Annotated in this window: 29 protein-coding genes; 7 read left to right on the top strand and 22 right to left on the bottom strand. The window is 58.3% G+C overall.

Annotated elements, in window-relative coordinates:
- Positions 1-83: 83 nt before the first annotated feature.
- The 4 genes from PLANPX_RS16815 to PLANPX_RS16800 form a co-directional block, all read right to left on the bottom strand.
- Complete coding sequence (locus PLANPX_RS16815; RefSeq protein ID WP_152099853.1) at positions 84-1,781, bottom strand: arylsulfatase; 1,698 nt, start codon at positions 1,779-1,781, stop codon at positions 84-86.
- A gap of 1,045 nt (positions 1,782-2,826) precedes the next feature.
- On the bottom strand, positions 2,827-3,102 hold the full coding sequence (locus PLANPX_RS16810; RefSeq protein WP_152099852.1) for a hypothetical protein: 276 nt from the start codon (positions 3,100-3,102) through the stop codon (positions 2,827-2,829).
- 57 nt (positions 3,103-3,159) lie between these two features.
- Positions 3,160-4,191, bottom strand: coding sequence for a DUF932 domain-containing protein (locus PLANPX_RS16805; protein ID WP_152099851.1), 1,032 nt, complete (start codon positions 4,189-4,191; stop codon positions 3,160-3,162).
- Positions 4,192-4,397: 206 nt separating this feature from the next.
- Positions 4,398-4,745 carry a hypothetical protein gene (locus PLANPX_RS16800; protein ID WP_152099850.1) on the bottom strand — a complete coding sequence of 116 codons (348 nt, stop codon included), beginning with the start codon at positions 4,743-4,745 and terminating at the stop codon, positions 4,398-4,400.
- Between the two features lie 602 nt (positions 4,746-5,347).
- On the opposite strand from PLANPX_RS16800, the gene PLANPX_RS16795 reads away from it, so the two are divergent.
- From PLANPX_RS16795 to PLANPX_RS16775, 4 genes are all read left to right on the top strand, one after another.
- Entirely contained in the window at positions 5,348-7,696 is a 2,349-nt protein-coding gene (locus PLANPX_RS16795) for an arylsulfatase (RefSeq protein WP_198421748.1), read from the top strand.
- A gap of 370 nt (positions 7,697-8,066) precedes the next feature.
- The gene (locus tag PLANPX_RS16790; RefSeq protein ID WP_152099848.1) at positions 8,067-9,005 is read left to right on the top strand and encodes a YybH family protein; all 939 of its coding nucleotides are present in this window, start codon (positions 8,067-8,069) and stop codon (positions 9,003-9,005) included.
- Positions 9,006-9,509: 504 nt separating this feature from the next.
- Positions 9,510-10,556, top strand: a complete 1,047-nt coding sequence (locus PLANPX_RS16780; protein ID WP_152099847.1) for a hypothetical protein — start codon at positions 9,510-9,512, stop codon at positions 10,554-10,556.
- Between the two features lie 245 nt (positions 10,557-10,801).
- A protein-coding gene (locus tag PLANPX_RS16775; protein ID WP_152099846.1) for an IS3 family transposase occupies positions 10,802-11,985 on the top strand; the annotation gives its coding sequence in 2 pieces (ribosomal slippage) (positions 10,802-11,069 and positions 11,069-11,985; 1,185 coding nt in all).
- On the opposite strand, the gene PLANPX_RS16770 is transcribed toward PLANPX_RS16775, so the two are convergent.
- The gene (locus PLANPX_RS16770) at positions 11,930-12,409 is read right to left on the bottom strand and encodes a hypothetical protein (protein ID WP_152099845.1); all 480 of its coding nucleotides are present in this window, start codon (positions 12,407-12,409) and stop codon (positions 11,930-11,932) included. The two genes, PLANPX_RS16775 and PLANPX_RS16770, sit on opposite strands and share 56 nt — an antisense overlap.
- A 397-nt stretch (positions 12,410-12,806) precedes the next feature.
- Between PLANPX_RS16770 and PLANPX_RS16765 the strand changes: the two genes are divergently transcribed.
- Both PLANPX_RS16765 and PLANPX_RS28270 read left to right on the top strand, forming a co-directional pair.
- Entirely contained in the window at positions 12,807-13,106 is a 300-nt protein-coding gene (locus PLANPX_RS16765; protein ID WP_152099844.1) for a hypothetical protein, read from the top strand.
- Between the two features lie 111 nt (positions 13,107-13,217).
- On the top strand, positions 13,218-13,343 hold the full coding sequence (locus PLANPX_RS28270; RefSeq protein ID WP_261344399.1) for a hypothetical protein: 126 nt from the start codon (positions 13,218-13,220) through the stop codon (positions 13,341-13,343).
- A gap of 325 nt (positions 13,344-13,668) precedes the next feature.
- Here PLANPX_RS28270 and PLANPX_RS16760 read toward each other — a convergent pair whose 3' ends face one another.
- The 14 genes from PLANPX_RS16760 to PLANPX_RS27430 form a co-directional block, all read right to left on the bottom strand.
- Entirely contained in the window at positions 13,669-13,854 is a 186-nt protein-coding gene (locus tag PLANPX_RS16760; protein ID WP_152099843.1) for a hypothetical protein, read from the bottom strand.
- A complete protein-coding gene (locus PLANPX_RS16755; protein ID WP_152099842.1) occupies positions 13,851-14,645 on the bottom strand; it encodes a hypothetical protein in 795 nt (264 codons plus the stop codon). Before PLANPX_RS16755 ends, PLANPX_RS16760 begins: the two co-directional genes overlap by 4 nt.
- Positions 14,642-15,331, bottom strand: coding sequence for a hypothetical protein (locus PLANPX_RS16750; RefSeq protein WP_152099841.1), 690 nt, complete (start codon positions 15,329-15,331; stop codon positions 14,642-14,644). Before PLANPX_RS16750 ends, PLANPX_RS16755 begins: the two co-directional genes overlap by 4 nt.
- A complete protein-coding gene (locus tag PLANPX_RS16745; RefSeq protein ID WP_152099840.1) occupies positions 15,328-15,492 on the bottom strand; it encodes a carbon storage regulator in 165 nt (54 codons plus the stop codon). The genes PLANPX_RS16750 and PLANPX_RS16745 overlap by 4 nt, the downstream gene beginning before the upstream one ends.
- Complete coding sequence (locus tag PLANPX_RS16740; protein WP_152099839.1) at positions 15,489-15,719, bottom strand: hypothetical protein; 231 nt, start codon at positions 15,717-15,719, stop codon at positions 15,489-15,491. Before PLANPX_RS16740 ends, PLANPX_RS16745 begins: the two co-directional genes overlap by 4 nt.
- Positions 15,720-16,009: 290 nt before the next feature.
- Positions 16,010-16,258 (bottom strand): hypothetical protein, encoded by a 249-nt coding sequence (locus PLANPX_RS16735; protein ID WP_152099838.1) that lies wholly within the window; start codon positions 16,256-16,258, stop codon positions 16,010-16,012.
- A 16-nt stretch (positions 16,259-16,274) separates the two neighbouring features.
- The gene (locus PLANPX_RS16730; RefSeq protein ID WP_152099837.1) at positions 16,275-17,120 is read right to left on the bottom strand and encodes a hypothetical protein; all 846 of its coding nucleotides are present in this window, start codon (positions 17,118-17,120) and stop codon (positions 16,275-16,277) included.
- Positions 17,121-17,394: 274 nt separating this feature from the next.
- Positions 17,395-17,577: a hypothetical protein gene (locus PLANPX_RS16725; protein ID WP_152099836.1), complete on the bottom strand. Its 183-nt coding sequence runs from the start codon at positions 17,575-17,577 to the stop codon at positions 17,395-17,397.
- 308 nt (positions 17,578-17,885) lie between these two features.
- Positions 17,886-18,077, bottom strand: a complete 192-nt coding sequence (locus PLANPX_RS16720; RefSeq protein WP_152099835.1) for a hypothetical protein — start codon at positions 18,075-18,077, stop codon at positions 17,886-17,888.
- On the bottom strand, positions 18,074-18,358 hold the full coding sequence (locus tag PLANPX_RS16715) for a hypothetical protein (protein WP_172992123.1): 285 nt from the start codon (positions 18,356-18,358) through the stop codon (positions 18,074-18,076). Before PLANPX_RS16715 ends, PLANPX_RS16720 begins: the two co-directional genes overlap by 4 nt.
- Positions 18,355-18,798 carry a hypothetical protein gene (locus PLANPX_RS16710; RefSeq protein ID WP_152099833.1) on the bottom strand — a complete coding sequence of 148 codons (444 nt, stop codon included), beginning with the start codon at positions 18,796-18,798 and terminating at the stop codon, positions 18,355-18,357. Before PLANPX_RS16710 ends, PLANPX_RS16715 begins: the two co-directional genes overlap by 4 nt.
- Position 18,799: 1 nt before the next feature.
- Complete coding sequence (locus tag PLANPX_RS16705; protein WP_172992122.1) at positions 18,800-20,137, bottom strand: AAA family ATPase; 1,338 nt, start codon at positions 20,135-20,137, stop codon at positions 18,800-18,802.
- Between the two features lie 338 nt (positions 20,138-20,475).
- Positions 20,476-21,192, bottom strand: coding sequence for a hypothetical protein (locus PLANPX_RS16700; RefSeq protein WP_152099831.1), 717 nt, complete (start codon positions 21,190-21,192; stop codon positions 20,476-20,478).
- Positions 21,193-21,473: 281 nt separating this feature from the next.
- Positions 21,474-21,914, bottom strand: coding sequence for a hypothetical protein (locus PLANPX_RS27430; RefSeq protein WP_172992121.1), 441 nt, complete (start codon positions 21,912-21,914; stop codon positions 21,474-21,476).
- Between PLANPX_RS27430 and PLANPX_RS16695 the strand changes: the two genes are divergently transcribed.
- Entirely contained in the window at positions 21,870-22,583 is a 714-nt protein-coding gene (locus tag PLANPX_RS16695) for a tyrosine-type recombinase/integrase (RefSeq protein ID WP_152099830.1), read from the top strand. The genes PLANPX_RS27430 and PLANPX_RS16695 overlap by 45 nt on opposite strands.
- A 223-nt stretch (positions 22,584-22,806) precedes the next feature.
- Here the strand turns inward: PLANPX_RS16695 and PLANPX_RS28080 are convergent, their stop codons facing one another.
- From PLANPX_RS28080 to PLANPX_RS16680, 3 genes are all read right to left on the bottom strand, one after another.
- Positions 22,807-23,079, bottom strand: coding sequence for a hypothetical protein (locus tag PLANPX_RS28080; RefSeq protein WP_232536147.1), 273 nt, complete (start codon positions 23,077-23,079; stop codon positions 22,807-22,809).
- 158 nt (positions 23,080-23,237) lie between these two features.
- Positions 23,238-24,233, bottom strand: a complete 996-nt coding sequence (locus tag PLANPX_RS16685; RefSeq protein ID WP_152099828.1) for a reverse transcriptase family protein — start codon at positions 24,231-24,233, stop codon at positions 23,238-23,240.
- Positions 24,233-24,553, bottom strand: a complete 321-nt coding sequence (locus PLANPX_RS16680) for a helix-turn-helix domain-containing protein (protein ID WP_152099827.1) — start codon at positions 24,551-24,553, stop codon at positions 24,233-24,235. The genes PLANPX_RS16685 and PLANPX_RS16680 overlap by 1 nt, the downstream gene beginning before the upstream one ends.
- Positions 24,554-24,568: the final 15 nt, after the last annotated feature.

Raw genomic sequence — 24,568 nt, 5'->3', positions numbered from 1 at the left:
GCCTCTTCTGAGGTTATTTGGGCAGAAAAAAGGCGGGCGGCCTCGAAGGACCGCCCGCCGCGTTCGTCTCGCTCACCCGTCGATTACTCGCTTGGGTGCTTCGCTCCCATCTCACGCACCTGCTGGAGGACCTGTTCGAGGTTATAGCTCGCCGCCATCTGGAGGGGCGGGAAGTCGACATAGGACATGAGTTCCTTTTCCCAAAGGAGCTGGCCGATGGGCAGGAGGTTCCAGTCATAAATATACGCGGTGCTTGGAGAAGCTAAGGCTCCTGCTACTGAGAACGCGCCTTTCTGCTCGGCCCCAACGTTGTTCTCGAACGGATCACGCATGATGTTCTGGAGTTGCGTCCAGTGATACGTCACGGGGGCGTTGAGAGCATCGGTGCCCATGGACCCCATCATGGTGTAGTAGAACTTCCAGTTCTTGTAGCGTACGGCCGAAGGGAGGCGGCCCTGGTAGTAGAAGAAGGTGTCGCGATTCGATTTTTCAGCCTTTCCGGTGAGATAGTCGATCTGGTTAAAGCCATCGAGCTTGGTCTTCACGATGCCTTCGTACTTGCCCTCCATGATCTGCTTGTTCAGTTCCTCCCCTTTGGGGCCGCCAGCTAGTTCTACCAACGTGGGCAGCCAGTCTAGCGACGAAAACATCTCCTTGAAGATCGTGCCTGGCTTGACGACCCCAGGCCAGCGAATGACGCACGGAGCGCGCATGCCGCCTTCCCACGTACTCAACTTCCCGGCTTTGAACGGCGTGACGCCCCCGTCCGGGAAGGTCTGAACCTCGGCGCCGTTGTCGGTGGTGAACACGACGATGGTGTTGTCGAGTTCGCCCATGTCTTCGAGCTTCTTGAGGACGTAGCCGATGTTGTCGTCCATCTGCTTCATGCCGGCTTCATTGGCGCCCCAGTCTTTGCCGCCGACGGTGCCGATCATGTCTTCATACTTTTTCGACAGCACGGTGGTGACGTGCATGCGGGCGGGATTGTAATAGCAAAAGAAGGGCTTTTGGGTCTTTTCGGGGTCGTTGCGATCAAGCCAGTCGATGACGTGAGATGAGATCTCCTCGTCGACCGTCTTGGAGCGTTCCAGGGTGAGCGGACCTTCGTCGGTCCCTTTTTGATTCTTTGCCGTCCCGTCGGACGACTTCATCCAGAGCACCGGTCGTGGGGCCGCCATACAGACGCCGTCTTTCGGGTCGATTTCACCTGGATGCGGCGGAATGCCAGGAATTGGGATCATCTTCATGGGCGGCACAACGGCCTGCTTATCCGGGCTGCTATTGATGTCCGGGAAGCTCACTTGCTGCATCGCATCCAAGTGATAGAGGTAGCCCCAGAACTCCTGGAAGCCGTGCGCCGTCGGCAGCGAATCGGGATGATCGCCGAGGTGATTCTTACCAAACTCGCCTGTGCTGTAGCCGAGGTCATACAGGAACTTGGCAATGCAAGGCGTGCCGGGGCGCAGATACGAAATCGCGCCCGGCAACTGCGGCAGGACCATGCCCGCGCGATAGGGATGCATGCCAGTAACGAACGCACAGCGGCCCGCCGTGCAACTCGACTCCGCGTAATAGGTCATGAACATCCCCCCTTCGCGGGCGAGGCGATCGATGTTCGGCGTTTCGCCGACCATCAACCCGCGGTGATAACAGCTCGGCTGCATCCAGCCGATGTCGTCGCCCATGATGAAGAGGATGTTCGGCTTCTTGCCCTCTTGAGCGAGTGCCGTCTGCGCCAGCAGCAACCATGCCGCGGACAATGTGAAGAGCCAGCGTTGCATCAGTGATGCCTCCGGGAAAAAAGAATCGTCGGCCGAGACTAGAAAGCCCCAACTGAAGCGTAGCCCAATCCAGCAGGGCGGCGGTGAGCACCGTCGCCCAGATTCTACCTTCGCCAAATTCGTGATGCTACAAGTGGCCAATTTTCCGCAAATTCGCTGCGAGTGGAGGGTCAATCGCTAGATTGACTTTAACGAAACCTTTGTCGGACGGTACCTCCGCTGACTATCCGGCACCATCAGCATAAAACGCGGAAGCACTTGTCCCTATGCCCAGGGACGCGTCCCAAAAGACTGCCCGCCAAATCGGAAAGTTCGAATGTGATTGTAGGACGACCTAAATCTTAGCGTCTGCTCTAATCATTGCCTGCCTTCGTCGTCCTGTCATCGTCGGGGCTCGCCCCGCTGAGGCCGCGAGGCCCTTGGCCCCGATGATGTTAGGGCGACGAAGGCGTTCTCCGCGACAGTCCCGTTTTCATCCTCCCCACCCTGCCTTTGTTGGTCGGATTCTGAGGGGTTCTTGGAATGTGAACTGTGCCACGGCGGTTCAGCACACTCATTCGAATGATGCTCGACTCCGCAGCGCGGACACACGGCCATCGTAGATAGACTGAACCACTTCGCATTGCAATCGATACAGACAAAGTACCAGTAGCTAATTGTCATTGAGTGATTTACTGGGTTGATGTTGAGTGAAGCAATTGCCCGCTTTCAAAGCCTATCTTGCTCTAAGAAAACACAGCCTCTCCAGCGGAGAGCTTCCCACGTTCGAAAACGATAGCGGCGAGACTTCACTGCTGTCGCGAACGTGCCCGCCGAGTAGTCGGCTTCAGAAATATGGCGTGGTGTCGGATGCGATTGGCATCACTTGCTCAGAAGCCAGAGAGCAACAAATGGAGTCGCCGCGATCACGATCCGCACGAGCTTGGTCATGCGTTTTCGCTGGCGGTGACGCAGACTGTTTAAGAGAAGGTCATGTTGCATACGATGCCTCTAGAAAAAAAGAGAGGGCCGGTGGTGCAAAGCATCGGTAAGAACCTCTCAATTTCTACGCTGCTCGATCATTCGCGCCGCTGTCTTGCCCTTGCTCGTAGATCCAAGTGTGGGCGAGATCAGCGACCTTCATCACGAGATGCAAGTCGTCGCGGCCGAAGCTGTCGCTTTGTCGCCACTGCGTTCCGTCCTTGAAGATTCTTTGGAAGGTGACATTGTGACGAATGCCGGTACTGACTTCATTTTCCCAGATGGCGGCCTTAATGCGTCCAAGACGAATTTCGTGGACAGGGCGAGCCTTCTCGGATTGTTGTTGCGAAGAAGTAGCCATTGATGACTTCCTTATTTGTGAGAACTGATGGAAAACCTGGAAAGAGAAACTCCGAAGCTATTGGGCTAAAGCTAAAAGGGCCCCTGCCCTTTCGTCAGCGTCGGTGCGGTCACCGGCGTTAACGATCTCACCCGACAGCCGAGTGAGGGCGTCGACGAGAGCGAAGATCGTGAAACGACCCTGCTGCTCGGCAATCGCCATCGCTTGCTTCGCGACGCTACGGCCAATGCCGTTTTTCGTCAGCGTCTTTAGCACTTCGTCGGCGTCATCGCCGAGTTTGGTGCGCATTGCTCTGCCAATCACCTCGATGAATCCCGCACGCCGCTCGTCGCGCTTCGCGACAAGTGCCTCAATGATGCGTTTCATCTCAGTGAGTGCTGAGTGAACGCTTGAGGTATGCTTGCGGGTGAACTCAACGACCTCTGTCGCGTCCCAGACGATGTGGTTCTGACACACTGCCTGGAACCAGAACGTCTCGATGCCGATCGAACGCTTGCCGACCTCCGAATTCCAGATGAAGAATCCGGGGGCGAAAGCTTCGCCTTCGATTTCAGTCCAGCCTTGCGGATCGATCAGAAAGCAGAATAGGTCCTGCTCCCCTGCGTAGAGGCCCGTCGCTCCATTCATCCCGACCTGGGGTGGCTGGAAGTCGACTGCGAACTCTTGCAGCATGGCAACAACGTCCGAATCATGGAGCCGGGTGTAGCCCGTTCCGTGAATCGACCGGATTACCTGATCTCTGTGATAGAACTGAAGCGGCTTGTTGCTGCGTGGCAACGTTTCTTTTAATGCCGAAGCCGCCGTGTGGGGAGAGAGACGGTTGATCGTCTCTTTACCGACTGCGGCGCACTTACAGAGCTGCGAAAAGCTCCAGTCATTGAGAAGAAACGCTCCGTCGGAGCCGAGCCTGACGCCAAAGTCTTCGCCGATAAGTTCCGGCGTGATCTGACTTGGAGGATGCCAGACGTCAACTGATTGCTCACGCTTCGCGCGGCAATAAGTTGAAAGGGCTCTGAGGGACTCGAACGACTCGTCTGGAGTTCGCTGGAACAGTTCCTGCGAAGCACGAGTCAAGTTTTGCTTTTCCATGGAAAAGCTCCTTGTAGAAGTGGCGATTGAGTCGGAACAGCACAGTGCTGTTCCTTAGATACACAACCACGATTGAAACCTTTGTTGCACCACCGGTCTCTCATGCAGGAAGCGCACTCGCGTTCCTTCCATGAGAGCTCGGTGATTAGGCTTCTACTCACCACGTAACTACAAAGAGCAAATCGGGACGGATCAAAACAAACGGATCAGAGTGCGGCGTTATTCGCGTCACTTGATGCAGCGGGTTCAGACGCTTCATTCTGGCGTTCGCGCTGGGAGATCCAGTCGCACGCCTTCTCAACGACCAGCTGCACTTCTTCACGATTGCGAGAGAAGAAGTTTCGGGAGTAGCCTGTCTTGCTGCTGCTCATGCTTTTCCAGGAGCGGGACAGAGAGAAGTCATAGTAGGCATAACCTGACAGCGATTGACGCTGCCAGATCGATGCCGCGACGGCTCCTTCTCTGATCGTGTGGACTGGCTCGGCAGTCTCTGGTTCCGCTGCTGCGCTCTTTTTCTTCGCGTCGGACTTTAGTTCTTGCTTCGATTCATTCATGGCGAGGACCTCCTAAACATCAAAAGGTTTGGTCATAGTGCCACCGTCGAATTCGCTACTCAAATAAATATTTGGGCGGTGATATGGCGGCTGAACGCATCATTGCTGCGCAGGATCTGCACTACTATTGCCGCAACTTCCCGGCAGCGTCCAGAAATCGTCCGCTTGAGATGCAAGCGAGGCGGCGGCGAGAGTGCGGCCAACGAGAGGACCGCCACGAACGCAGGCATTAGCCCACATTCCCCAGACAAGTTCCCGATCTTCGGCATGTCTTTCGCATTTGGCAGTATTTCAACCCGTGCCGCGGGGTCTCGCGCAATTTGGTTTTGCCCGGGCCTTGATTCAGTACAATACGTCTTGGCAATGTGGAACTTGCAGTCGCGGCGTTTTATCTCAGCGTACGACTCTCATTTCCTGACGGGGCAACGGCGATGCGTCAACTATCTTGGGCGGCCGCTTTCTTGGCCGCATTTTGCGGGCTTTCGGAATTGAGTCGCGGCGAGAAGGCAGCGATTGAAACAAGCGGCACGCTCGGCGCGCCGGGTGCCACGACCACCATTGACGGCCAACAGCTTCCGCCGCCAGCGCCCAAGTTTGGCGGAGTGATCAAGGACGACGCTTTGCAATCGACGCCCTGGTGGGCGCCACGCGTGGCGCCGCCGAAGGACGCGCCCAATGTGCTGCTGATCATCACCGATGATGCCGGCTTCGGTGTGCCCAGCACGTTCGGCGGCGTGATTCCGACGCCCACGATGGACCGTTTGGCCAAGGAGGGGCTGCGGTACAACCGCATGTGCTCCACGGCGCTCTGCTCGCCGACGCGAGCCGCACTGATCACCGGCCGCAACCATCACTCGGTCGGTTTTGGCGTGGTCTCTGAGCAGTCCACGGGCTTCCCTGGTTACGACAGCGTCATTGGCGTCGACAACGCCACGATCGGCCGCATCCTGCTCGAGAACGGTTACAACACGTCGTGGTTCGGCAAAAACCACAACACGCCTGCTTTTCAGGCGAGCCAGTCCGGCCCATTCACCCAGTGGCCGACTGGCATGGGCTTCGAGTACTTCTACGGGTTCGTCGGCGGCGACGCCAACCAGTGGCAGCCAAACCTTTTCCGGAATACGACTCAAATTTATCCGTTTAAGGGCAAGAAAGACTGGAACTTGATCACCGGCATGGCGGACGAAGCGATCGACTGGATGACGCGAATGCATCAGATCGATCCAAGCAAACCGGTCTTCATCAAATACGCGCCGGGCGCCTCGCATGCTCCGCACCATCCGACGAAGGAATGGGTGGACAAGATCACCAAGATGAAGCTGTTCGACGAAGGCTGGAACAAGGTGCGTGAACGCATCTTCGAGAACCAGAAGCGCCTGGGCGTGATCCCGCAGGACTCCGTGCTGCCGCCTTGGCCGAAGGACGTGCTCAAGGAGTGGGACCAACTGACGGCCGCGGAGCAGAAACTCTACCTCAAGCAAGTCGAAGTCTTCGCCGCCTACGTCGCCTACAACGACCACGAAATCGGACGCGTGGTCCAGGCCTTCGAGGACTTGGGCAAGCTCGACAACACGCTCATTATCTACATCAATGGCGACAACGGCACGAGCGCTGAGGGCGGCCCGATGGGCACGCCGAACGAAGTCGCGTGGTTCAACGGCGTCAGCGACATGGCGGTCGAAGTGCAAATGAAGTGGTATGACGTGTGGGGCACCGAGCAGACCTACAATCATATGTCGGCCGGCTGGTCCTGGATGTTCGATGCGCCGTTCTCCTGGTTCAAGCAGAATGCATCGCAACTTGGCGGCGTCAACCAGAACATGGTCGTGTCGTGGCCGGCGCGCATCAAGGACAAGGGCGGCCTCCGCACTCAGTTCATGCACGTCATCGACGTGGCGCCGACGATCCTTGAGGCCGCAGGAATCACCGCGCCCGATGTGGTTGACGGCATCAAGCAAAAGCCGATCGAGGGGACGAGCTTCCTCTACACCTTCGACGCGGCCAACGCCAAGGCTCCATCGCAACACAAGACCCAGTATTTCGAAATGATGGGCCAGTATGCGTTGTATGACGACGGCTGGTTCATGAGTACGAAGGTCGATCGGGCGCCATGGGAAGCGTTTGGCGCGGCCAACCCGGACCCGCTCAATAACCAAGAGTTTCAACTTTACAACCTGGACAAGGACTTCACCCAGTCGGAGGACTTAGCGGCAAAATACCCGGACAAAGTCAAAGAACTCAAAGCCAAGTTCCTCGCCGAGGCGAAGAAATATCAGGTATTCCCGCTGGATGCGTCAGTGGCAGCGCGCATTATCGCGCCACGGCCGAACATCACCGCCGGGCGCTCTGAGTTCGTCTATACGCGCCCGATGGTAGGTCTGCCTCAGGGCGATTCGCCGGTGCTGCTGAATACCAGCTACACTATCTCCGCCGACGTCGAGGTACCGGCTGGCGGCGCCGAAGGGATGTTGCTGACCTCGGGCGGGCGCTTTGCGGGTTATGGCTTCTACCTGCTTAAGGGGAAACCGGTATTCCTCTGGAACTTGCTCGACCTCGAACGCCTCAAGTGGGAAGGCCCTGACGCGCTCGCGCCCGGCAAGCACACGGTCGAGTTCGACTTCAAATACGAGGGGATCGGCGTTGGCACGCTTGTCTACAACAGCTTCAGCGGACTCGGCCAACCCGGCATCGGCACACTGAAGGTGGATGGCAAGGTGGTCGCGACGAAGCGCATGGAGAAGACGCTACCGATGATTCTCCAGTGGGACGAGAGCTTCGACATTGGCTCCGACACGCTAACTGGCGTGAACGATGCGGATTATCAGCCGCCGTTCGCGTTCACCGGCAAGCTTCACAAGTTGACGCTGAACGTGGACCGCCCACAACTTTCGCCTAATGACATCAAAACTCTTGAAGAGGGCATGAAGAAAGCCGCCGCTGGCCGCGAGTAAGCGACGGCAAACTCGGTCGAGAAGCACGCGGGCCGTCTCCTACGAGGCGGCCCGCGATGCTACCAGGGAACTCATTGCCTTCGCCCATCCAACAGCAAGAGTGATAAATCCACGAGACGACTGCAAGTAACCACGTCGGGTTTCGCTGCGTAAAACGTTGAAGATGTTGGCCTTCAATCACCTTTTGCGAGGGTCTTTACTCGGGAAGCTCACGCATCGCGCACCTGGGGCTGAATGGGCGGTTTATTGTATTCCATGCGGCCCTCGGCTAGGGTGAACACAGCTTGAATCTGACAAGCTCTTAGATTTCTGAAATCGATCAGTCGAAGTCGACCACGATTATCCGCTCGCTCTTCTCCCAGGCACTTCTATGAAACTCCGGACCGTGGCCACGGCCGCGTTGGTTCTCGCGTTCTCAGCTGTTTTGCCGTTGGCTCAAGCTCAGCAACCCAAGTCGAACGGCGAGGGTGCGAAGAGCGCCGAGGCCGCCGATGAAAACACGGCGGCTATCCAGAAAACAGCTATCGCGTTTGCCGAAGCATTCAACCGTGGAGATGCGAAGGCGATTGCGGGGCTTTGGACGGCGAGTGGCGAGTACATAGATGAATCTGGCGCCGAGTACGCTGGCCAGGAAGCCATCGAAAAACGCTACGCCGATTTCTTCAAAGCCAATCCGGGAGCCGCAATCGCACTCGAAGTCGACTCGGTGCGATCAGTAAGTCCTGATGCCGCCATCGAAGACGGGCACGCCGTCTTGACGCTCCCCCCGGCGGGTGAATCGACCGCCAGTGCCTATTCGGTCGTCCACGTCAAAGTCGATGGGCGTTGGCTCATGGCGTCCGTGCGTGACGCACAGGCCGACGGCGGAACCGCTCATGAGCACATCGCAGATCTTGAGTGGCTCATCGGAACTTGGACTGCCGAGGAGCAGGGCGTCACGACAGAGTCAGTTTGCAAATGGATTGGCGAGAAGAGCTTTGTGGAGAGAAGGTATACGACGAAGGCCGCCGACGGAGTCGAGACAAGCGGCGTCCAAATCATCGGCTGGAATGCTCAAGCGGGCCATGTTCAGTCATGGAGCTTTAGCGCAGATGGCTCCTTCGCCGTCGGAATCTGGACGCCTACCGAGGGCGGATGGCAAGCGTCAATCACTGGCGTGACTCTCGATGGAGCGGCGACGACTGCCGTCAATCGCCTCCATCGCCTCGACGATAATGCCTACGTTTGGCAATCGGTGAATCGGTCACTCGACGGCACGCAGCTTCCTGATAGCGACGAAGTGATCATGCGACGCCAGCTTGCGAAGTAAACCGCCTGCCAAGTGCCCCACAAGTTACCTAGGGATCGTGCTATGACCTCTCGATTTGTGATGACCCTCGTTTGCATTGCGCTTTCCTTGCTCCCTACCGACCTTACCTGGGGTCGTGGCTTTGGCGGCGGGGGTGGTGGTCGAGGGGGAGGCGGAGGAGGCATGAGTCGCGGCGGAGGCGGCGGGTTCTCCGGCGGAGCGCGGCCTAGCGGCGGCGGGTACGGTGGCGGAGGTTACGGCGGGGGCGGTGGCGGTTACGGGGGCGGCAGACCAGGTGGATCTAATTTTGGCGGGGGACAGATGCCTTCGCCGGGCCGACTCGCCAGTCCGTCGGGCGCAGGCCAACTAAATCGGGGGGCTGCCAATATTGGATCGCCAGGTCAACGCGGAGTGGCAGGTGCAGGTGGCCGAGAGTTCAACGGAGCCGGAGCCGCAGGCAATCGATACTCGGCGCCCAGCCGAAATCAACTCAGTAGCTTTCTGGGGCTTCCGTCGGACGAAGGAATGCATGGACTAAGCGCCAGCTCCAACCGTTCTGCCGGTCAGCTGCAATCGGGAGGCGGCGGAAACTTCGACGTGAACACGGGGACGGCGGAAGGCCCTCGCGGCGGCCAAGCGGCGGGAATTGCCGTAACCGGACCTGGCGGAAACACGGCCGGTCGCGCCGTTGGCGTTGGATCTGAAGGGGGCGTCGCGGCAGCGGGCGGAGTTAAGGGAGCCGGTGGCGCTGCCGCTGGCCGCGCGGTTGGCGTCGGCCCGGGTGGCCAAGTCGGTGCCGTTGGCGGCGTTCGCGGTCCAGAAGGCGGCGCCGCAGTTCGTGGAGTGACGGCGGGACCACGCGGCGCTGCGGCGGGATTTGCCCGCGTTTCGCCATCAGGTCGATACGTTGCTGGCGCTGCGGTAAGAACAAATTACTCGCACTGGGGAGTCTACGGTCGAGGTTGGTACGCGCAGTATCCAGGAGCTTGGCTAGCCGCCGGTTGGGCTGCGGGCGCTGCATGGAACGCGTGCACATGGAACTCCGCGTCGGCCTACTGCGGTTACTCGGACGAACCGCCCGTGTACTACGACTACGGCAACAACGTCACCTACGAAGACGGCAACGTCTATGTCAACGGCGATGACGCTGGGACGTCCGAACAGTACTACGATCAGGCCGATCAGATTGCCGCGGCAGGCGCTGCGGTACCCGCCTCTCCAGACAGTGACTGGTTGCCGTTGGGCGTGTTCGCTTTCACGAAGCCCGATCAGACGACTTCCGACATCAGCATCCAGCTGGCCGTCAACAAGGAGGGCGTAATCCGAGGCAACTACACAGATTCAGCGACGAAGCAGAATCAAGTAGTCCAAGGTTCCATCGACAAGAAGACGCAGCGTGTGGCCTTCACTGTCGGCGACAACAAAACGAGCGTGATTGAGACAGGACTGTATAACCTCACGAAGGAAGAAGCGCCATGTTTGCTTCACATCGGTAAAGATCAAACGGAGCAATGGCTCCTGGTGCGATTAAAGCAACCTCAAGACGCTCCGACCGCTGGCGCGGCGCCGTAGGCTTGGTTGTCTCGTAGCGCTAATGTGATCGCTTCGTTCTTCAACATTACCGATGAGTACGTGCATCAGGATCGCGTGACCAGCTGCGCACGTTCCCTCAGACATTGGTATATCGCTTCGAAGAGTTCCGACATCCTCAGCCGATGAATGCATCGTAACTCCCGTTACAGTGACGTGCCCCCTTCAAAAGAGCCCACGCTTGGAGAGAATCTAGGCTGTGGGCGAAGTCGAAGGAGAGCATTCCGATGCCGCGAGGAACGAAGTTCAAGCCGGAAGAGATCATTTCGAAGCTGCGCGAGGCGGAAGTCGAACTGGCTCGTGGGAAGAAGATTCCCGAAGTCTGTAAGCAGATCGGCGTGACGGAGCAGACGTACTACCGCTGGAAGAAGGAGTACGGCGGCTTGCGGATGGACCAAGCGAAGCGTCTCAAAGAGCTTGAGAAAGAGAACGCTCGACTGAAGCGATTGCTCGCCGACGCGGAGCTTGATAAGGCGATCTTGAAGGAAGCCGCGTCGGGAAACTTCTGAGCCCGACGAAACGACGCTGTGCGGTCGAGTACGTTCGAGATTCTCTCGGACGCGCCCGAGTGTCGGAGCGTCGGGCTTGCCAGGTGCTGAGCCAACATCGCAGCACACAGCGGCGGAAGCAGCGCGTTCCCAGCGACGAGCCGCGGTTACTCAAGCGGATCGTGGAACTGGCAAGCGACTACGGCCGCTACGGCTATCGCCGGGTGACTGCCTTGTTGCGGCGCGACGGCTGGACGGTCAATCACAAACGCGTCGAGCGTCTTTGGCGTCAGGAGGGCCTGAAAGTGCCGCAGAAGCAACCAAAACGGAGGCGACTGTGGCTCGCCGACGGCTCGTGCGTGCGGCTGCGCCCATCCTACAAAGATCACGTCTGGAGCTACGACTTCGTCGCCGATCGCACGAGCGACGGCCGGGCGATTCGGATGCTCACCCTAATCGACGAGCATACCCGCGAGTGCTTGGCGATCGACGTGGCCCGAAGCCTCAAGAGCGAGGACGTGCTGGAGCGCTTGAGCGACCTGTTCGTCCGTCGCGGCGTGCCGACCTACATCCGCAGCGACAACGGCGCCGAGTTCACGGCGACGAAGGTGCGCGAGTGGCTGGCTCGGGTCGGCGTTAAGACGCTGTTCATCGAGCCGGGCAGCCCTTGGGAGAACGGCTACGTTGAAAGCTTCAACGGCAAGCTGCGCGACGAGCTGCTCGCGCGAGAGCAGTTCGATACGCTGCTGGAGGCCAAGGTTCTCATCGAGCGCTGGCGCCGGCACTTCAACGCCGTCCGACCGCACAGTTCGTTGGGCTACCGGGCTCCGGCGCCGGAAGCGATTCAGCCTGCTTCGCTTGCTTCGGCTACGCCTCAGCAAGCGAAGCAGGCTGGCGTTGGGGCAACGCCAACTCTAACTTAACGATTGGTTCACTAACCGGGGGCAGGTCAGACACGGTCAGGTTTTGAACAGTCGCGCTGCTCCGTAAATGTTTCAGCAGGTGCTTGATGTGAATCCCCTCGCCCTGGAGAGTTGATTCTTCCTTCACGCCTTTGGGAAGTTCGTCCGTGTAGGTGGTGAATAGCGACTTGAGGGTAAGCGCGTCACGCTCAGGCTTTTCCCCCGTTCGCTTGCCGTCTGACAGAATAAAGGTTGCCGGATCGGCGTTCTCAGGAAGAGTGATTCTCCCCCGCTCGATAAGAAGGATCGTCTCTTCGATCCGCCCAAGCATGGCTCTGGCTTCTCTGCCGTCGGCGGTCTTGAGCGATCGCTTGTATTGCCGTCCGTCGAAACGAAAACGGATGCGGTAGCGCTCTGCTGCGTCATCGAATTCGAGCCATGCCACGTTGAGCTATCCCCTAGATTGGTGTTGGCCAATGCTATGGGGCGGCATCATCAGAGACTATCGCCGCATCGTCCGGATAGAACCGGGCTGCGTCAGATTTGCGTCAGAACTCGTATTAGAAATGAGAAAAGGACTTGAAGCGATATTGCTCCAAGTCCTTTTCACCAACGGAGTACCGGAGGCCGGACTTGAACCGGCACGCCCTTGCGGGCACTGGATTTTGAGTGGTGACTCAAGTCCTACACAGTACGCTTTTTGCCGAGATTTTCAGTCTTTCAAACCGGTCTGAACCGTCGTGAAACGGTCGAATCGGCGTGTCAGGCGTGTATGGCAATCATCGTAACTGGACTCCGATACGAAATCCACTGCCCTGCTCTTTTCTTCGGAGATGACACCCATGAACGAACGCAAAGCACAACTTGTCGCCCGCATCCGTGAACTCCTCGAAGCACGTCGCCACGAACTTCGAGCCATCGCTCGCCTCGAAGTGATCCGGCCGCGGGTCCGCATCCTTCGCACGATGGCCTGCCTGCTGTTGATGGCGTCGACCGCGCAAGCAGCTCCTAGGATGTTCCAGCAGGTGCCGCCGCCCGCTCGGCCAACGTACTGCGGCCCGAAGGTGATTGTCGTCGTCTCCGCCCGCCGCGAGCGGCCGGTGATCTACTACGGCGGCGGGTTCAACCCTTATGCTCGCTAAACGACAAAAGGCCCGGCAGTGATGCCGGGCCTTTTGGTTTGGTTCTGGGGGCGAAGTTTACACATTCCCCGTCACCGCGGGCAATCATATCTGATTAGATGCTGAGCTGCAATGGACGACATCACGACGCTCTACACCACGGTCATAGACCCGCCGCCACCGCCGCCGCCCAATCAGGGCTGCTTCTGGCAGGTCGCTGCCATTCTGTTCTTCGCGCTGCTCGCGATCCTACTTTAGCAGCTTTAAGTCAGCGGCCGTGTTCCTCGGTGTCAGCGCGGCTAGCCCTTCTGAGATGAGATCGACGATTAGGAACATCTGCTCTTCCGGCAATTGATCCTGAAGAACGCGAGCGATCGTCTCCATACATTTGTCCACATATAGGTGGACCGCTCCGGCGCTGAGCATCTCATTAGACTTGATGGTTCTTTCCGCTTCTTGCGAGAGGCACTTTGCGAGCGCGAGCGTCAAGCTCATCTTGAGATTTGGTGACGTAGCCTCTTCGATCAAACGGCGTAAGAGACGGATTTCCTCCACTAACGAAAATTCGTCTGGAGTGAGGGGGCTACTCTCCACGCAACAGCTCCAGTAGCTTCTTGATTACCGCGGGATCGGTGGTGAATCGCTTCTTAAGTCGTTCAATCAGGATTGCGTCTCTTTCCGCGCTCAGTGCTTTGAAATATTGGCTTAGGGCCAATGTTAAGTTCTTTTGCGCCGGACCCATCCGCGCAAATTGTTCGTCGATGGTCATGATTGTTCCAAATGGTAGTGAATGGAGAGGTTTAGGGAAGTAGTCGTTGTTGCCACGCCCAAAACTACAACGAACTGGCCCACTGTTGTCGGATAGACGGCGGTTATTCCGCCGGGGATGGCAGGGTCCAAGTAGTGAACGATGCCCGGCGTAAGTGACCACGTTTCGCACGACACCGGGCCAACGGTGATGTACTCAACGGGCTGACCCGCACTGGCGGCCGCCGTGGCAATGCCGATTGCGCGAGTCTGCGGACGGCCGTTGGCGCACGCCAAGTCAACATGTCCGCCACTAGAAACGTAGAGGACTGCGCCCTTCGGCGTATCGCTGTCGCAAATGGCCGTGATCTTCTCAGGCCCGCCAATGACTGTTTCAGTCCTGGTGTGGTGCGAGCTGGTGTGATAGATAGCGCCGTCCTCACCTTTGGCGGCGAGAAGTTTCCATGCGCGACTTGGAGGTTCCGATTTCGTCGGCGCAATACATAGAAATGACGAGCCGGCGCTTTCGCAAACGTCGCCTTCGCTGTACTGTTGCCGCTTGTATTCCCCCCGGTGATTCCACGCCTTCACTTCGCCGGGGCTGCCGTCGCGACCATCTTTCCCGTCACGGCCATCGACGCCGTCTTTGCCATTTTTTGGGGTGTCGGATTCATCGGGGGTGGCGGCAACCGGTTGGATTCGGTCAGTGGTCACGACGAACCCCACACCGCTCGCGTCGCGATAGATGTCACCTACCTCTAACTTCATGCCCTCTCGATACTCGCCAACGTATCTGAATCGTTTTTTTCTCATTGCGCCCAATAGGGGATGTTTACTTTCGACCGCGTGACAGGCATGCCGATTCTGGCAAGCACTTCGGGCGGGGCTTCAGAGGAGGGGTAGCTAGCGACTTTGACGCTATAGTTGCGAAACTGCTGAACGTGGTTTGGGCCTTCGACATGCGAGAACTCCCGCACGTCTCGCCAAACGACGATCTCATCGCCATCGCGAACAACGCGCAGGTCAAGCCATTTCGTGGCGTCTTTCCGCGCGGCAGCTGCTTGTTTGGCAACGACTAGCTGCTGAGCGTTTCGTTTGGCTTCGGCGGCAGCGATGCCAACGCGCTTGCTTTCAAGTTCGTTCGCTTCGGCTGCGAGCTTATTCTCTTCGGCCAGCTCCTGGTGAACCTGCGCGAGCATCGTCATTACTTGCTCAATCCTCACAGCGAGCTGATAGGCCCGTTGCTGGTCGCCAATGTCGGCTACTTCTCTGTTGAGTCCGTCTAAGTCGGCGCTAATAGCGCAAGCCCACGTTGCCCGCCACTCAGCCGACGATGCTGGCTTCTCCAACATCGCTGTCGCGCGAGCTAGACTGATGCCTTCGACTTTTTCGCAGATAGCAGCGGCCGCTGCCGATTTTGGCAATCGGTAGCAGATAAGGCCACCCGCTACGGCGGCGCTATAGAGGTCTTCCCCGCTGTGCCGAAATGTGATGATCAAGATTTCTTCTCCGGCTTCACGACGCGAACCTCTGGCGGGACAAAGACTGTCATAAGTACACGCTTGCCCCGAACGTTTTTAATAACGACCTCGATGTCGCCGATCAGGAAGGATTCGCCAATGAAGCGGGATATTTTCACTGGGATGAGGGGGTTGCTCATGCTTGCGCCATCCTGAGCTGGCACAGCTCCTGCCAAGCCGCCAACGTGCGAGTCACGCGGACGTGAGTGGTAGCGTCGCCGGGGATTGAGCAATTAAGGTCGAACATGATGGCGTGGCAAGCGGCTTCAGCCGCTGCTCGACTTGGGTACTCGACGCCTGTGATCTGCTCGATAAACACGGGCTTTTCGAGATGGATGGTTTTGACGAATGTCTGGTTGTAAATCACTTGTAGACTCGCTGGTGGCCGAATTGCTGGAGGATGTACGTCGTAGCCCATGAGTCGCCCATGAGCGCTTTTGCATCTGCGCAAACCCAGTCGAATGGGTTGCCCGCCGCGGCCGTATAACCGCTGCTGTACGATGCTTCGCGGGATCGCAGATATGCCCAGAGCATGCCCTTCGTTTCTGCGCTGCCGGGGGACAGGCCTGCTAAGGCCGCTGAGAATGGATTCAAGACAGGAATCTCCTAAAAAGAGTGAACGCTAGTCGGCGAAGTTGCCGGTCTAGCCTTGCTGGCCTAGCGAGCGCTAGGGAACATACGGTGGTGGTAGTAGGCGGACCGTTCGGCGAGCGTCAGTTCACGATCGCCGATTGGTTCGTGCTTGTTTTGCTGGACAATCAACGCTTTGGTAAATGCGAGTTGAGCGGCTTGCATAGCGTCGATCTCATCATCCCAGCGGGCATGGAAAGCACGGCCTGAAATGGGACAACGGAAAGTGGTGCTTAAGGTGCTTTGCGGCGACAGTTCTTTGTCTGTGTAGCTCATTGATTTTGTTCCTTGTTTATTGGTCCGCGGCTGCCTGGATGGCGGCCGGCACGGTTTCGGGGGTATACGACGCGCGAAGAACGCCTTCAGCACTAACCACGTCAAAAGAGACAACACCGTCGGCGCTTCGCATCTTGGTGACAGTGTCACCAGGTGAAATGCCGGGTGTACCACCGAAGCTCGTAGGCTCGACGCCCGCAGCGTTGAACGCTTGTTGAGCAGCCAACCGGGCGAGTGAAGCCCTATCTCGTCTCTCGGCGAGGATCGTTTTCTGTTGCTCGACGGCTTTGACGCTCATCTCTTTGAGCGCGGTCAAGCTCGCGCCGTTTGTAGACGCCTGCGCTAGCATCTGCTCGCTGAGAATAACCGCCGAGAGCGGTTGGTTGATATCGAAAGCCACTGATCGCCAGTGATTTGTCGCATACTCAATCGCCGCAGCTCGCTCGGGACTAGCCTTGTCGGCTGCCAGAAAGGCTTCACGCTCTTCCTTCTCGTCGACTTCGCGCTCGCTTCGCTTGAAAAAAGCTCGGCGTGATTCGGCGTCAGTCGAGAGGCCCGCAGCCGCCTTGATCTGACCAATGTCGTCCCTTCGCCAGGGGTTGCTATCTCCGTCGTTATCCGACGTGTCGAACACCGGCGACCAGGCATTCTGGCTGACTCTCTCATACTCTGAGCGATCGTCTCGAAAACGTCCTCGGGGGACGCCAGCATATAAGTCGACTGGATTCAGCTTATAGCTGCCGGCAGCAGCGTCTCTGCGTCGGACCTCTTGCATCAGGTCTTCTTCGTTGCTGAATCGCATTCCGAGGGCGACGATGGCGTCTTGGGTTCGCACGACGGCGACACGGGGGTCGATGGGCATTTTGGTTCCTCTGGTTTGAGAAGTTGTTTGTGACAGAGTGCAAGCCACTTCCTGTCGACTAGATTCAAGGACATTGGAAGCTCGACCGCGCCGCAAGAGAGGACGAGTTTGCCGTCCTCGATTCGGGCGGCGACGAGATCGCTGTAGGCGATTCCATAAGCACGACATAGGCGCGCATAAGTGGCAGTGCCTGCATCGTCGAGTTTGTTTTTCTGCGAGTCGATTGCCTTCGCGGCGACTCTCGCCGAACCTCTAAGCGCGTGCCATGGTTTGCTCATGAGTAGAACCACTCACTTTTTCTAAGCCGCCAGAGGTCAATCAATTGGCCGATGGGCGGAGATTCGTAGAGCGAGACCGTCGCGATGATGTTCGCCAGCACCGGCTGGAACTTGCGGAGGCACGCGGACGCCTCGACGGCGTCTTGAATTTGTTGGAGTGTTGGCTTTTCGTAGGGCATGGGAATCCTTGTGGTGTAAGAGAAGGCCGGCCCACGTAGAGACCCCGTCCCCACGTGGACCGGCGCTCGACCGCTTGCGCGGGAGCGAAGTAAGTTGCCAGCCGCGCGCCCCGTTTCTTGCGTACACGCGACTGGCGAGCGCTCAGCCCTTGGAAGGGCGAGCGTATATTTGGCGACGAGTACCTTGTCACCCTGGTACTCGCCGCCGGCTCGCGCGCTAGCTTACGCGCGGAGCGGGTGAATTGTGGCCGTCATCTTCGAGAAGACTAGGCGCGAAGACGGCGGCCCGCGACTGCGAACAGTCGCGTTTACGAAATTGTGAGTGGACGGCCGCAGAAGTAACCCAGCGCGGTCGATAAGGCGAGCAACTCGGCTATCTTCGCGCGGCCGAGATTGAATCCGAGCAACAAGAGTTTGGCATCGGCCTTGGTGAGGCCCGACCATGTTCTCTCAGCGGTGATCTCGAAGCGTTGTGTGAGTGGGAAAAAGTGAATTGTCATGCTGCCCTTCGTGGGTGACATGGTCCGGTTCCAGTGCGACGATAGTAGGCTGTCATCGTTTCGCCGAATGCTTTCATCGCCGCCTTCCGGTTGCTGAAGACGCGAGCGCTTTCCTTCGCAATGGTATGAGCCTCGCCGGTTTCATCTAAGAAACCGATCATCAGTAAGCTGATTGCGTCGTAGGCGTTCACGGTGAGGGTGTCGTTCGTCTCGCCGACGACGCGCCCGAAGTATTGAACGCACTGAAACTCGTTGATGTTAAATGCGTACTTTGCCATCATGCGGCCTCGTAAGTCGCCCGAATTGATTTAAGGTAGTCGTGGGGTCGGGCAATCCCCTGCGACTCTAAGTAAGCTTCAGCAGCAGTCGGCGCGACGTGGACCCAGACGCCGTTGGCGTCGAGCATGTAGCCAAACCGATGGCCAGATTCGATTGCGTCTGGTACGCGCCAGAGTCGAAGGCCTTCGTGGATTTCCTCGAAGTCGGGAACAATGTCGAGCACCCAGATAGGCGCTCGACCCTTGCCCATCACCCCGGCTTGATCCGTCCAGCCAAATTTCCACCCTGGTACATCGGCGTCCGATCGCAGATAGCAACGGATGCCGGTGCGCGTGAGGCCGACCCGCACTGAACGGTCACGGATTGGCGGCGCGATGAAGTTTGGGATTGCGGCCGCGACGGCAGTGAAGTTCGGGAACGGCGTGGTTCTCTTCCATCGCATGTTAGGCGGCCTCCGCAATCAGTGTGTTCGCGACGTTGAGCAAGGTTTGGTTGACCTTTGCGCGTTGCTCTGGCGTCAGCCAGACGGTATGGGGCCGATGCTTCGTGTCCTCGGTGATCCATTTTTCGGCGATTGCCTTCTCGATGAGCGCTTTCGCGCGGCGCGACGACAACGGTTCCCCGAAGTATTCATCTTTACGATTCGTTTGGAGGGTGACGAACTTGGCTTTCGGTTGCGGCTCGTCGGCCGTGGCAACAAGATCGTTCGCAATGGCGGCCAACTCGATATTGATTGACTCCGCGTCTACGTCGCCGGGGAGGTAGACCCACAATGGCCAATCGCATTGCAGCAGGATCGGATTAAGCGGCGCGAAGTCGCGGACGATACCGTGCATTTCGATTGTGTCTTTGCGTGAGTGTTCCTTCAGTACAACGTGAGCGTCGGCCGAACGCGACTGCGAACCGGCTCCAGCTCCAAGGTCAGCGATGCGGCTATTGAGCGGCTTCCCCTTTGAGAAGTGATGAATCACGATGATTGCGGCCTGATGCACGTCGGCCGCAATGGCCAGCATGTTGTATAGCGTTGTCATGTGCGAGTTGCTGTTTTCGTCCATCCCGTCTGGGTAGCATTTGTAAAGCGCGTCGACGACGATGACGCTGTAAGTCTTCGGCGGGAGCGACGCGAGCCACTTGCAAAGCTCGTCGAGCTTCATGTGTTGCTTCCCCCGCATTTTGGCGAACTTCACCCGCTTCCGATGCTGTTTCTCGAACCCTTCCAGGGCGTCGCATTGCTGAAGAACGCGACGGCGGATCGAGTCGCCGCACAATTCATAGTCGAGATAGAGCACCGGCGCGCCGGGATAGTAGGTCTGGTACTTGCCCAGGAACTTGCCGCCCATGGCGAGCGTCAGCGCGAGCTGCGTCGCGAACAGAGTCTTCCTCGCTTTCGATGGACCCACGACGTTCATCACGTCCTCGCGGCGGAGCAGACCTTCGATGTAGGTAGGTCTGTCCTCTTTGAACACTTCCGCCAGCTCATCGATATCGAAGACTGTCAGGGTCTTCCCCCGAAAGGGGAGCGTCACGCCGAGCTTGTCGGCGACTTCCTCAATAGGACGGTGGGAGCACCGGGGGTGGCCGCAGGTGTAAGTGATTTGGCCGCCCAGCAGGGTAATTGACGGCTGGGACAGCTCGCAGTGGTCAGAGTCGCCGTAGGTTTCGCATGGACAGCGGGAAAGGCTAATGACGCGGTCTACGCCGACTTGCTGGGTAACTTTGGCGTCGATGTTCTTAGCTGCGGCCGCCTCGATAATGCGGGCGGCCAGCGTTTCGTAGTTCACTGATAGACCTTTTGCACCTTCGGTTGATAAGGTCCGATCGGCCAAGATGCGAGGCCGATCGGATGGGCGCGCAGTTGTTTGCGCGCGGCGGGAACTTCGGAGCGTTTTCGGTCAGGTAGTCGCTTAGCCGGGTGGTGAGCAACGCGAGGGAGGGAGAGAGGGGAGACGTTAGTCCCCTCTCTTCCGAACAACCCTGCTTAGCTACTAACTTAGATGCGCGCACTATATATAGGCGCGCGCATAACTGTTTGGCTGTTTGACGCGGTGAGTGCTGCCATGCGGCATAGGAGACGGAACCTCTCCTACTACCTTCCTTCTGACAACCATGCAAAACACGGTCAGAATTCCAGCAACTTTTCCAAGATTTCTCGGTGGTCGGGATCGTTGCACGCCGCGGCGACTCGCTGGCCGAGCCGCTTAAGGCGGTCGCGGAGCGTGTCCGGGTTCGTTCCCAGATGTCGTGCGATCGCGGCGATATTCGGCCGCCCTCGCTTGCCCGTCGCGAACAAGGGGTGGGATAAATACGCCAATGCTTCCCATTCCTTCCAACTTTCGACCTGCTCGTCGGCAGTGACCTCAACCCACTGCGCAAAGTCGTACTCCTCGTTCGACTTCCCGCGCGATCGATCGCGCGGTTCATTGCCGGGATCGATGCTGACCGCCTTAGGATCGGTCGACCTAGCTTCCTCGGTCCCTCGGCGACGCCGCTGGTATTTCGCGGCCGCAGTCGGCCCAAGACCGCTTGGCCGCGCGTCGTCGTCGGCCGTGATCATTGCTTTCGTGGCGAGCGTATTAACGTCAGCCCTTAAATGGCGGACCTCGTCATAGGCTCTCGTGAGCTTGTCGACGCCCTCGACGACGGCCAGGATTGATGCCGCGAGCAGTTCCTCGAATCGATCCGGCGTCGCGAGCGAACCCGTCTTGGCTAGGAACTTGCCCGCGGTCGCCGGCAGCCACTTGCTGGCAATCGACTCAACGAGGGCGCGGCGATTCGATCGACATGGGCAGTCGCGATAGCTTCTGTAGACAGTCCAGGGATCATCTAGGGTCAGCATTCATGTAGTTCTCTAGGTGCAATTAGTTTCGGGACACCGTTAATACGGCGCACACGGGAGAGCAGGGGCGCATTTATTGCGATTGAAAACCCAAGTTGGCTGCACGAAATGGGAAAAGAATTGAGAGTAATCCTGTTTTGCATGGCCTGTAGCAAAACACCCCTCCCTGAGTCGCGTTCGCTATCGGAACGTACGTACGGGCCTGCCAGAGGCCTTCCTGAGGCTACTAGCCGCGTACTGTCTCACGCGCGGTTGACGGATTTGTTCAGGCCGGGCCAATTTTAGGGGCGATCGTCATAATCAGACCCACTACGACCGCTGCGACCGTCATAATCGTCAAAGCCGGCATATTTGGACGCCTGCCGCCTCGAACAGCCGAGCATTCGAGCCAAGGCCCTGAGGCTTCGGCAGCCGCCGGCCGGTCGGATCGGGCCGCTTCCGCCAAACGCCCGGCCGGCCAAGACCTCCAAGCCCTGACCGCGTCGAATGCCCTTGATCAGCCTCGCCAAGGCGATCGCCGCGGCCTTGTCGAGCATCGAACTCGGGGCCAGCTCGTTGCACGGCGTCAGCGAGTCGAACGCCCGCGAGGCGGCTGAGCCGGGTGTGGGTTCGGGTGGGTCGTGGCCGACCGCCCATGCGATCCAGGTGCGGCCGTCGCCCTTGAATTCCCAGACGCGATGGCTCGGTTGGTTGCCCTCACAATTAGACACGGAAATCTCCAAAAGAGTATCATTCTTGCGCGAATCACCCGTCCGCCCTCACAACCAGAGGTTAGACTTGGAATAGAGTTACACTTCTCATCTAAAGGTGATACTGGGATGAAAAAGGGGACGAAATACCCCGTCGAGCCGCTGAGCCGCTCCGAGGTCGAGCGATTGCTCCAAGCCTGCTCCCGCGGGGCAACGGGAACCCGGAACCGGGCGTTGATCGGAATCCTCTGGCGGAGCGGCCTCCGAGTGTCAGAGGCCCTAGCCCTGCGGCCGTGCGACTTGGAGACGAACTCGCTTCGCATTCTCCACGGCAAGGGCGACGTTGCCCGCGTGGTGGGCCTCGATACAGTCGCGCGGGCGCTGCTCGACTTGTGGCTGGCGGAGCGGAAGGCGCTGGGGCTTAGCGCTAAGGCGGAGCTGTTCTGCACCCTACGCGGCGAGCCGGTGAAGACGGCCTACGTGCGTGCCCTGATGAAGCGGCTAGCCGCTGCGGTTGGGATCGCCAAGCGGGTACATCCCCACGGTCTACGTCACACGCACGCCTTTGAGCTGGTCAACGAAGGCGTCCCGATGAACATCATCGGAGGGCAGCTAGGCCACGCTCACGTTGCCACGACTGAGCGATATGTCAAGCATCTACACCCCACGGCGGTGATCGACGTGATCAGCAGCAGAGTGTGAGCGACGTGAATCGAGCGGCGAGCCGAGCGAGGCGGAGCCGGGCGGGGTCAAAATCCCGCGGTGAAACGGGCACTTTTTGGCACGGGATTTTCAGCCCTATCCACTGGCTTTAGGTTTGGCGGTGGGGTTTGCCGCGTCGCCAGCTAAAGAAGAGTTTTTGCTCTTATGTGGTACAGCTAGCTAGCTTGTCAAGCTAGCTAGCCTGACATGCTAGCTAGCCATGCTATAAAACAACGACCATCCCCAACAGCACCGCCACGATCGTCATCCCCACCAACGCCGAGCGAATCGTGAAGCGTCCAATTCGCAGGATGCCGACGCCAGCGAGCGCGAAGACTAGGGCCGGATACCAGAGGGGGAAGTAAATCTCGTTGTCACTCGCGCCAAATCTATGCGTGTTCGCTGATCTCAGCGGAGATGGGAAAAGTCGAAATCTCGTCCGTTGGAAAGTCGGGGCTTGCGTCGCAGGGCTGTTCACAATCGCGACGATGGCCATGCCCTCCCCAAATTCTACATAGATTGAACTAGACGGACTTAGGTGATTTGGTCCTAAGAACTGATCGTGACGCGAGTGGTTCCGCCACCAGAGCCCCAGACACCCCACGCTTGCCGCGAGGCACAGAGCAGCCAGCGTGTAGCGGAGGTACTTGGCCATTAGCTTGGCTCTTCCCTTCGCGGAAGTTTTGTCAGCGTCTTTCGGGTGACTTCGTAACCACGTCTCTTGGCGACTTTCCTCGCCTTCTTCCACTTCACTGTGCGGAAGCGACTTATCAGACTTCGGCGGCGGCCGGGATTCACCCAGCAAACAAAGCGAACCCTGCCGAGAATTTGCTCCGATGTGAAGTACGGACCGATGAATTCACCATCGCGAGCTAAGCTCGCGGCATCATCAATCTGCCGTTCAAGCTCGTCTAAGTATTCGCGACGAACATCTAAATGTCCCCGAACCTCACGGAGACTCGTGATTGACAGGTCCTCGGCCAAACTCCCGAACAGGTGCTTGTCGGCGTTCGCCTTGAACCCATCTTTCGCCAAGATGTCTTCAACTAGACGGGGAAGTCCGCTTGTCTCGATGTTGAATGGACCGGAGATAGCAACGTCGTCGACGTAGCGAGTGTAGACAAGTCCTAGACCCGCGCAGGCACCGCCGATCCGCCGATCGACGCGCCTCAGCACTTGATCTGCGAGCATGGGGCTGCAAATCAAGCCGAGCGCAAGGTGGTGCCGATAAGTGGAAATCTTCGTGCATACGCTCGCAACGTCGGGGGAGCACTCGAAGTCTTCGACGAACAGCTTGTAGACCCGCCTGAAGTGAATGCTCGGATAAAAGTTTGCGATGTCCGTCTTGAACACGAACTTGGAACCCAAGTGGGGTTCAACGTTGGTCTTGATGCTACGGCCGCTGACACCACCGTGACTATGGGCTGATTGCGATAGCTTCGGCAAAAGAATGCGGCGGTAGAGTTTTGATTGGAGCGCCCGAAGCGCGCCGGTCACGTTCACCACGATGCGTGGTTTATCCGGCCGAGAGGGGTCTCTCAGCTCTAACTCTTCATAAAAGTCGGCCGGAGATTTCAGCACCGCAGCCATCTCAGCCGGCGTCGTGCTGAGCGCGCTGGCCAGATGCTTAACCTGTCGTATCTTGAGCATCAACCATGGGCCTTCGATCGTTGCTGCTTAATCAGCGAGTCAACGTGCTGCTGCCATCCCTTCGCCAGTTCACCCGCCGACTTCCTCACTGCCTGCGGCAGTTTCTCGTTGTCGCCCATTGAGCACCAAGCGAGAACGTACAGATCGACGCCCCAAAGCTCGCGGTACTTATCGATCAAGGCCTGTGACGGCGCTGCTCGATTTTTCTCGATGTTGCACAGATGGACGAACGAAATGTCCAGAGCGTCGGCCGCCGCGCGTTGAGTTAACCCCAACGAATCGCGAAGTTTTCTTGCAGTCTGGCCGAGATATATGTCCAAGGCTTCAGCCTTTAA

The organism is Lacipirellula parvula (genome assembly GCF_009177095.1).
GTDB lineage: Bacteria > Planctomycetota > Planctomycetia > Pirellulales > Lacipirellulaceae > Lacipirellula > Lacipirellula parvula.
Note: the sequence above shows the minus strand (reverse complement) of the source record. Positions and strands in the feature narration are given on the sequence as shown.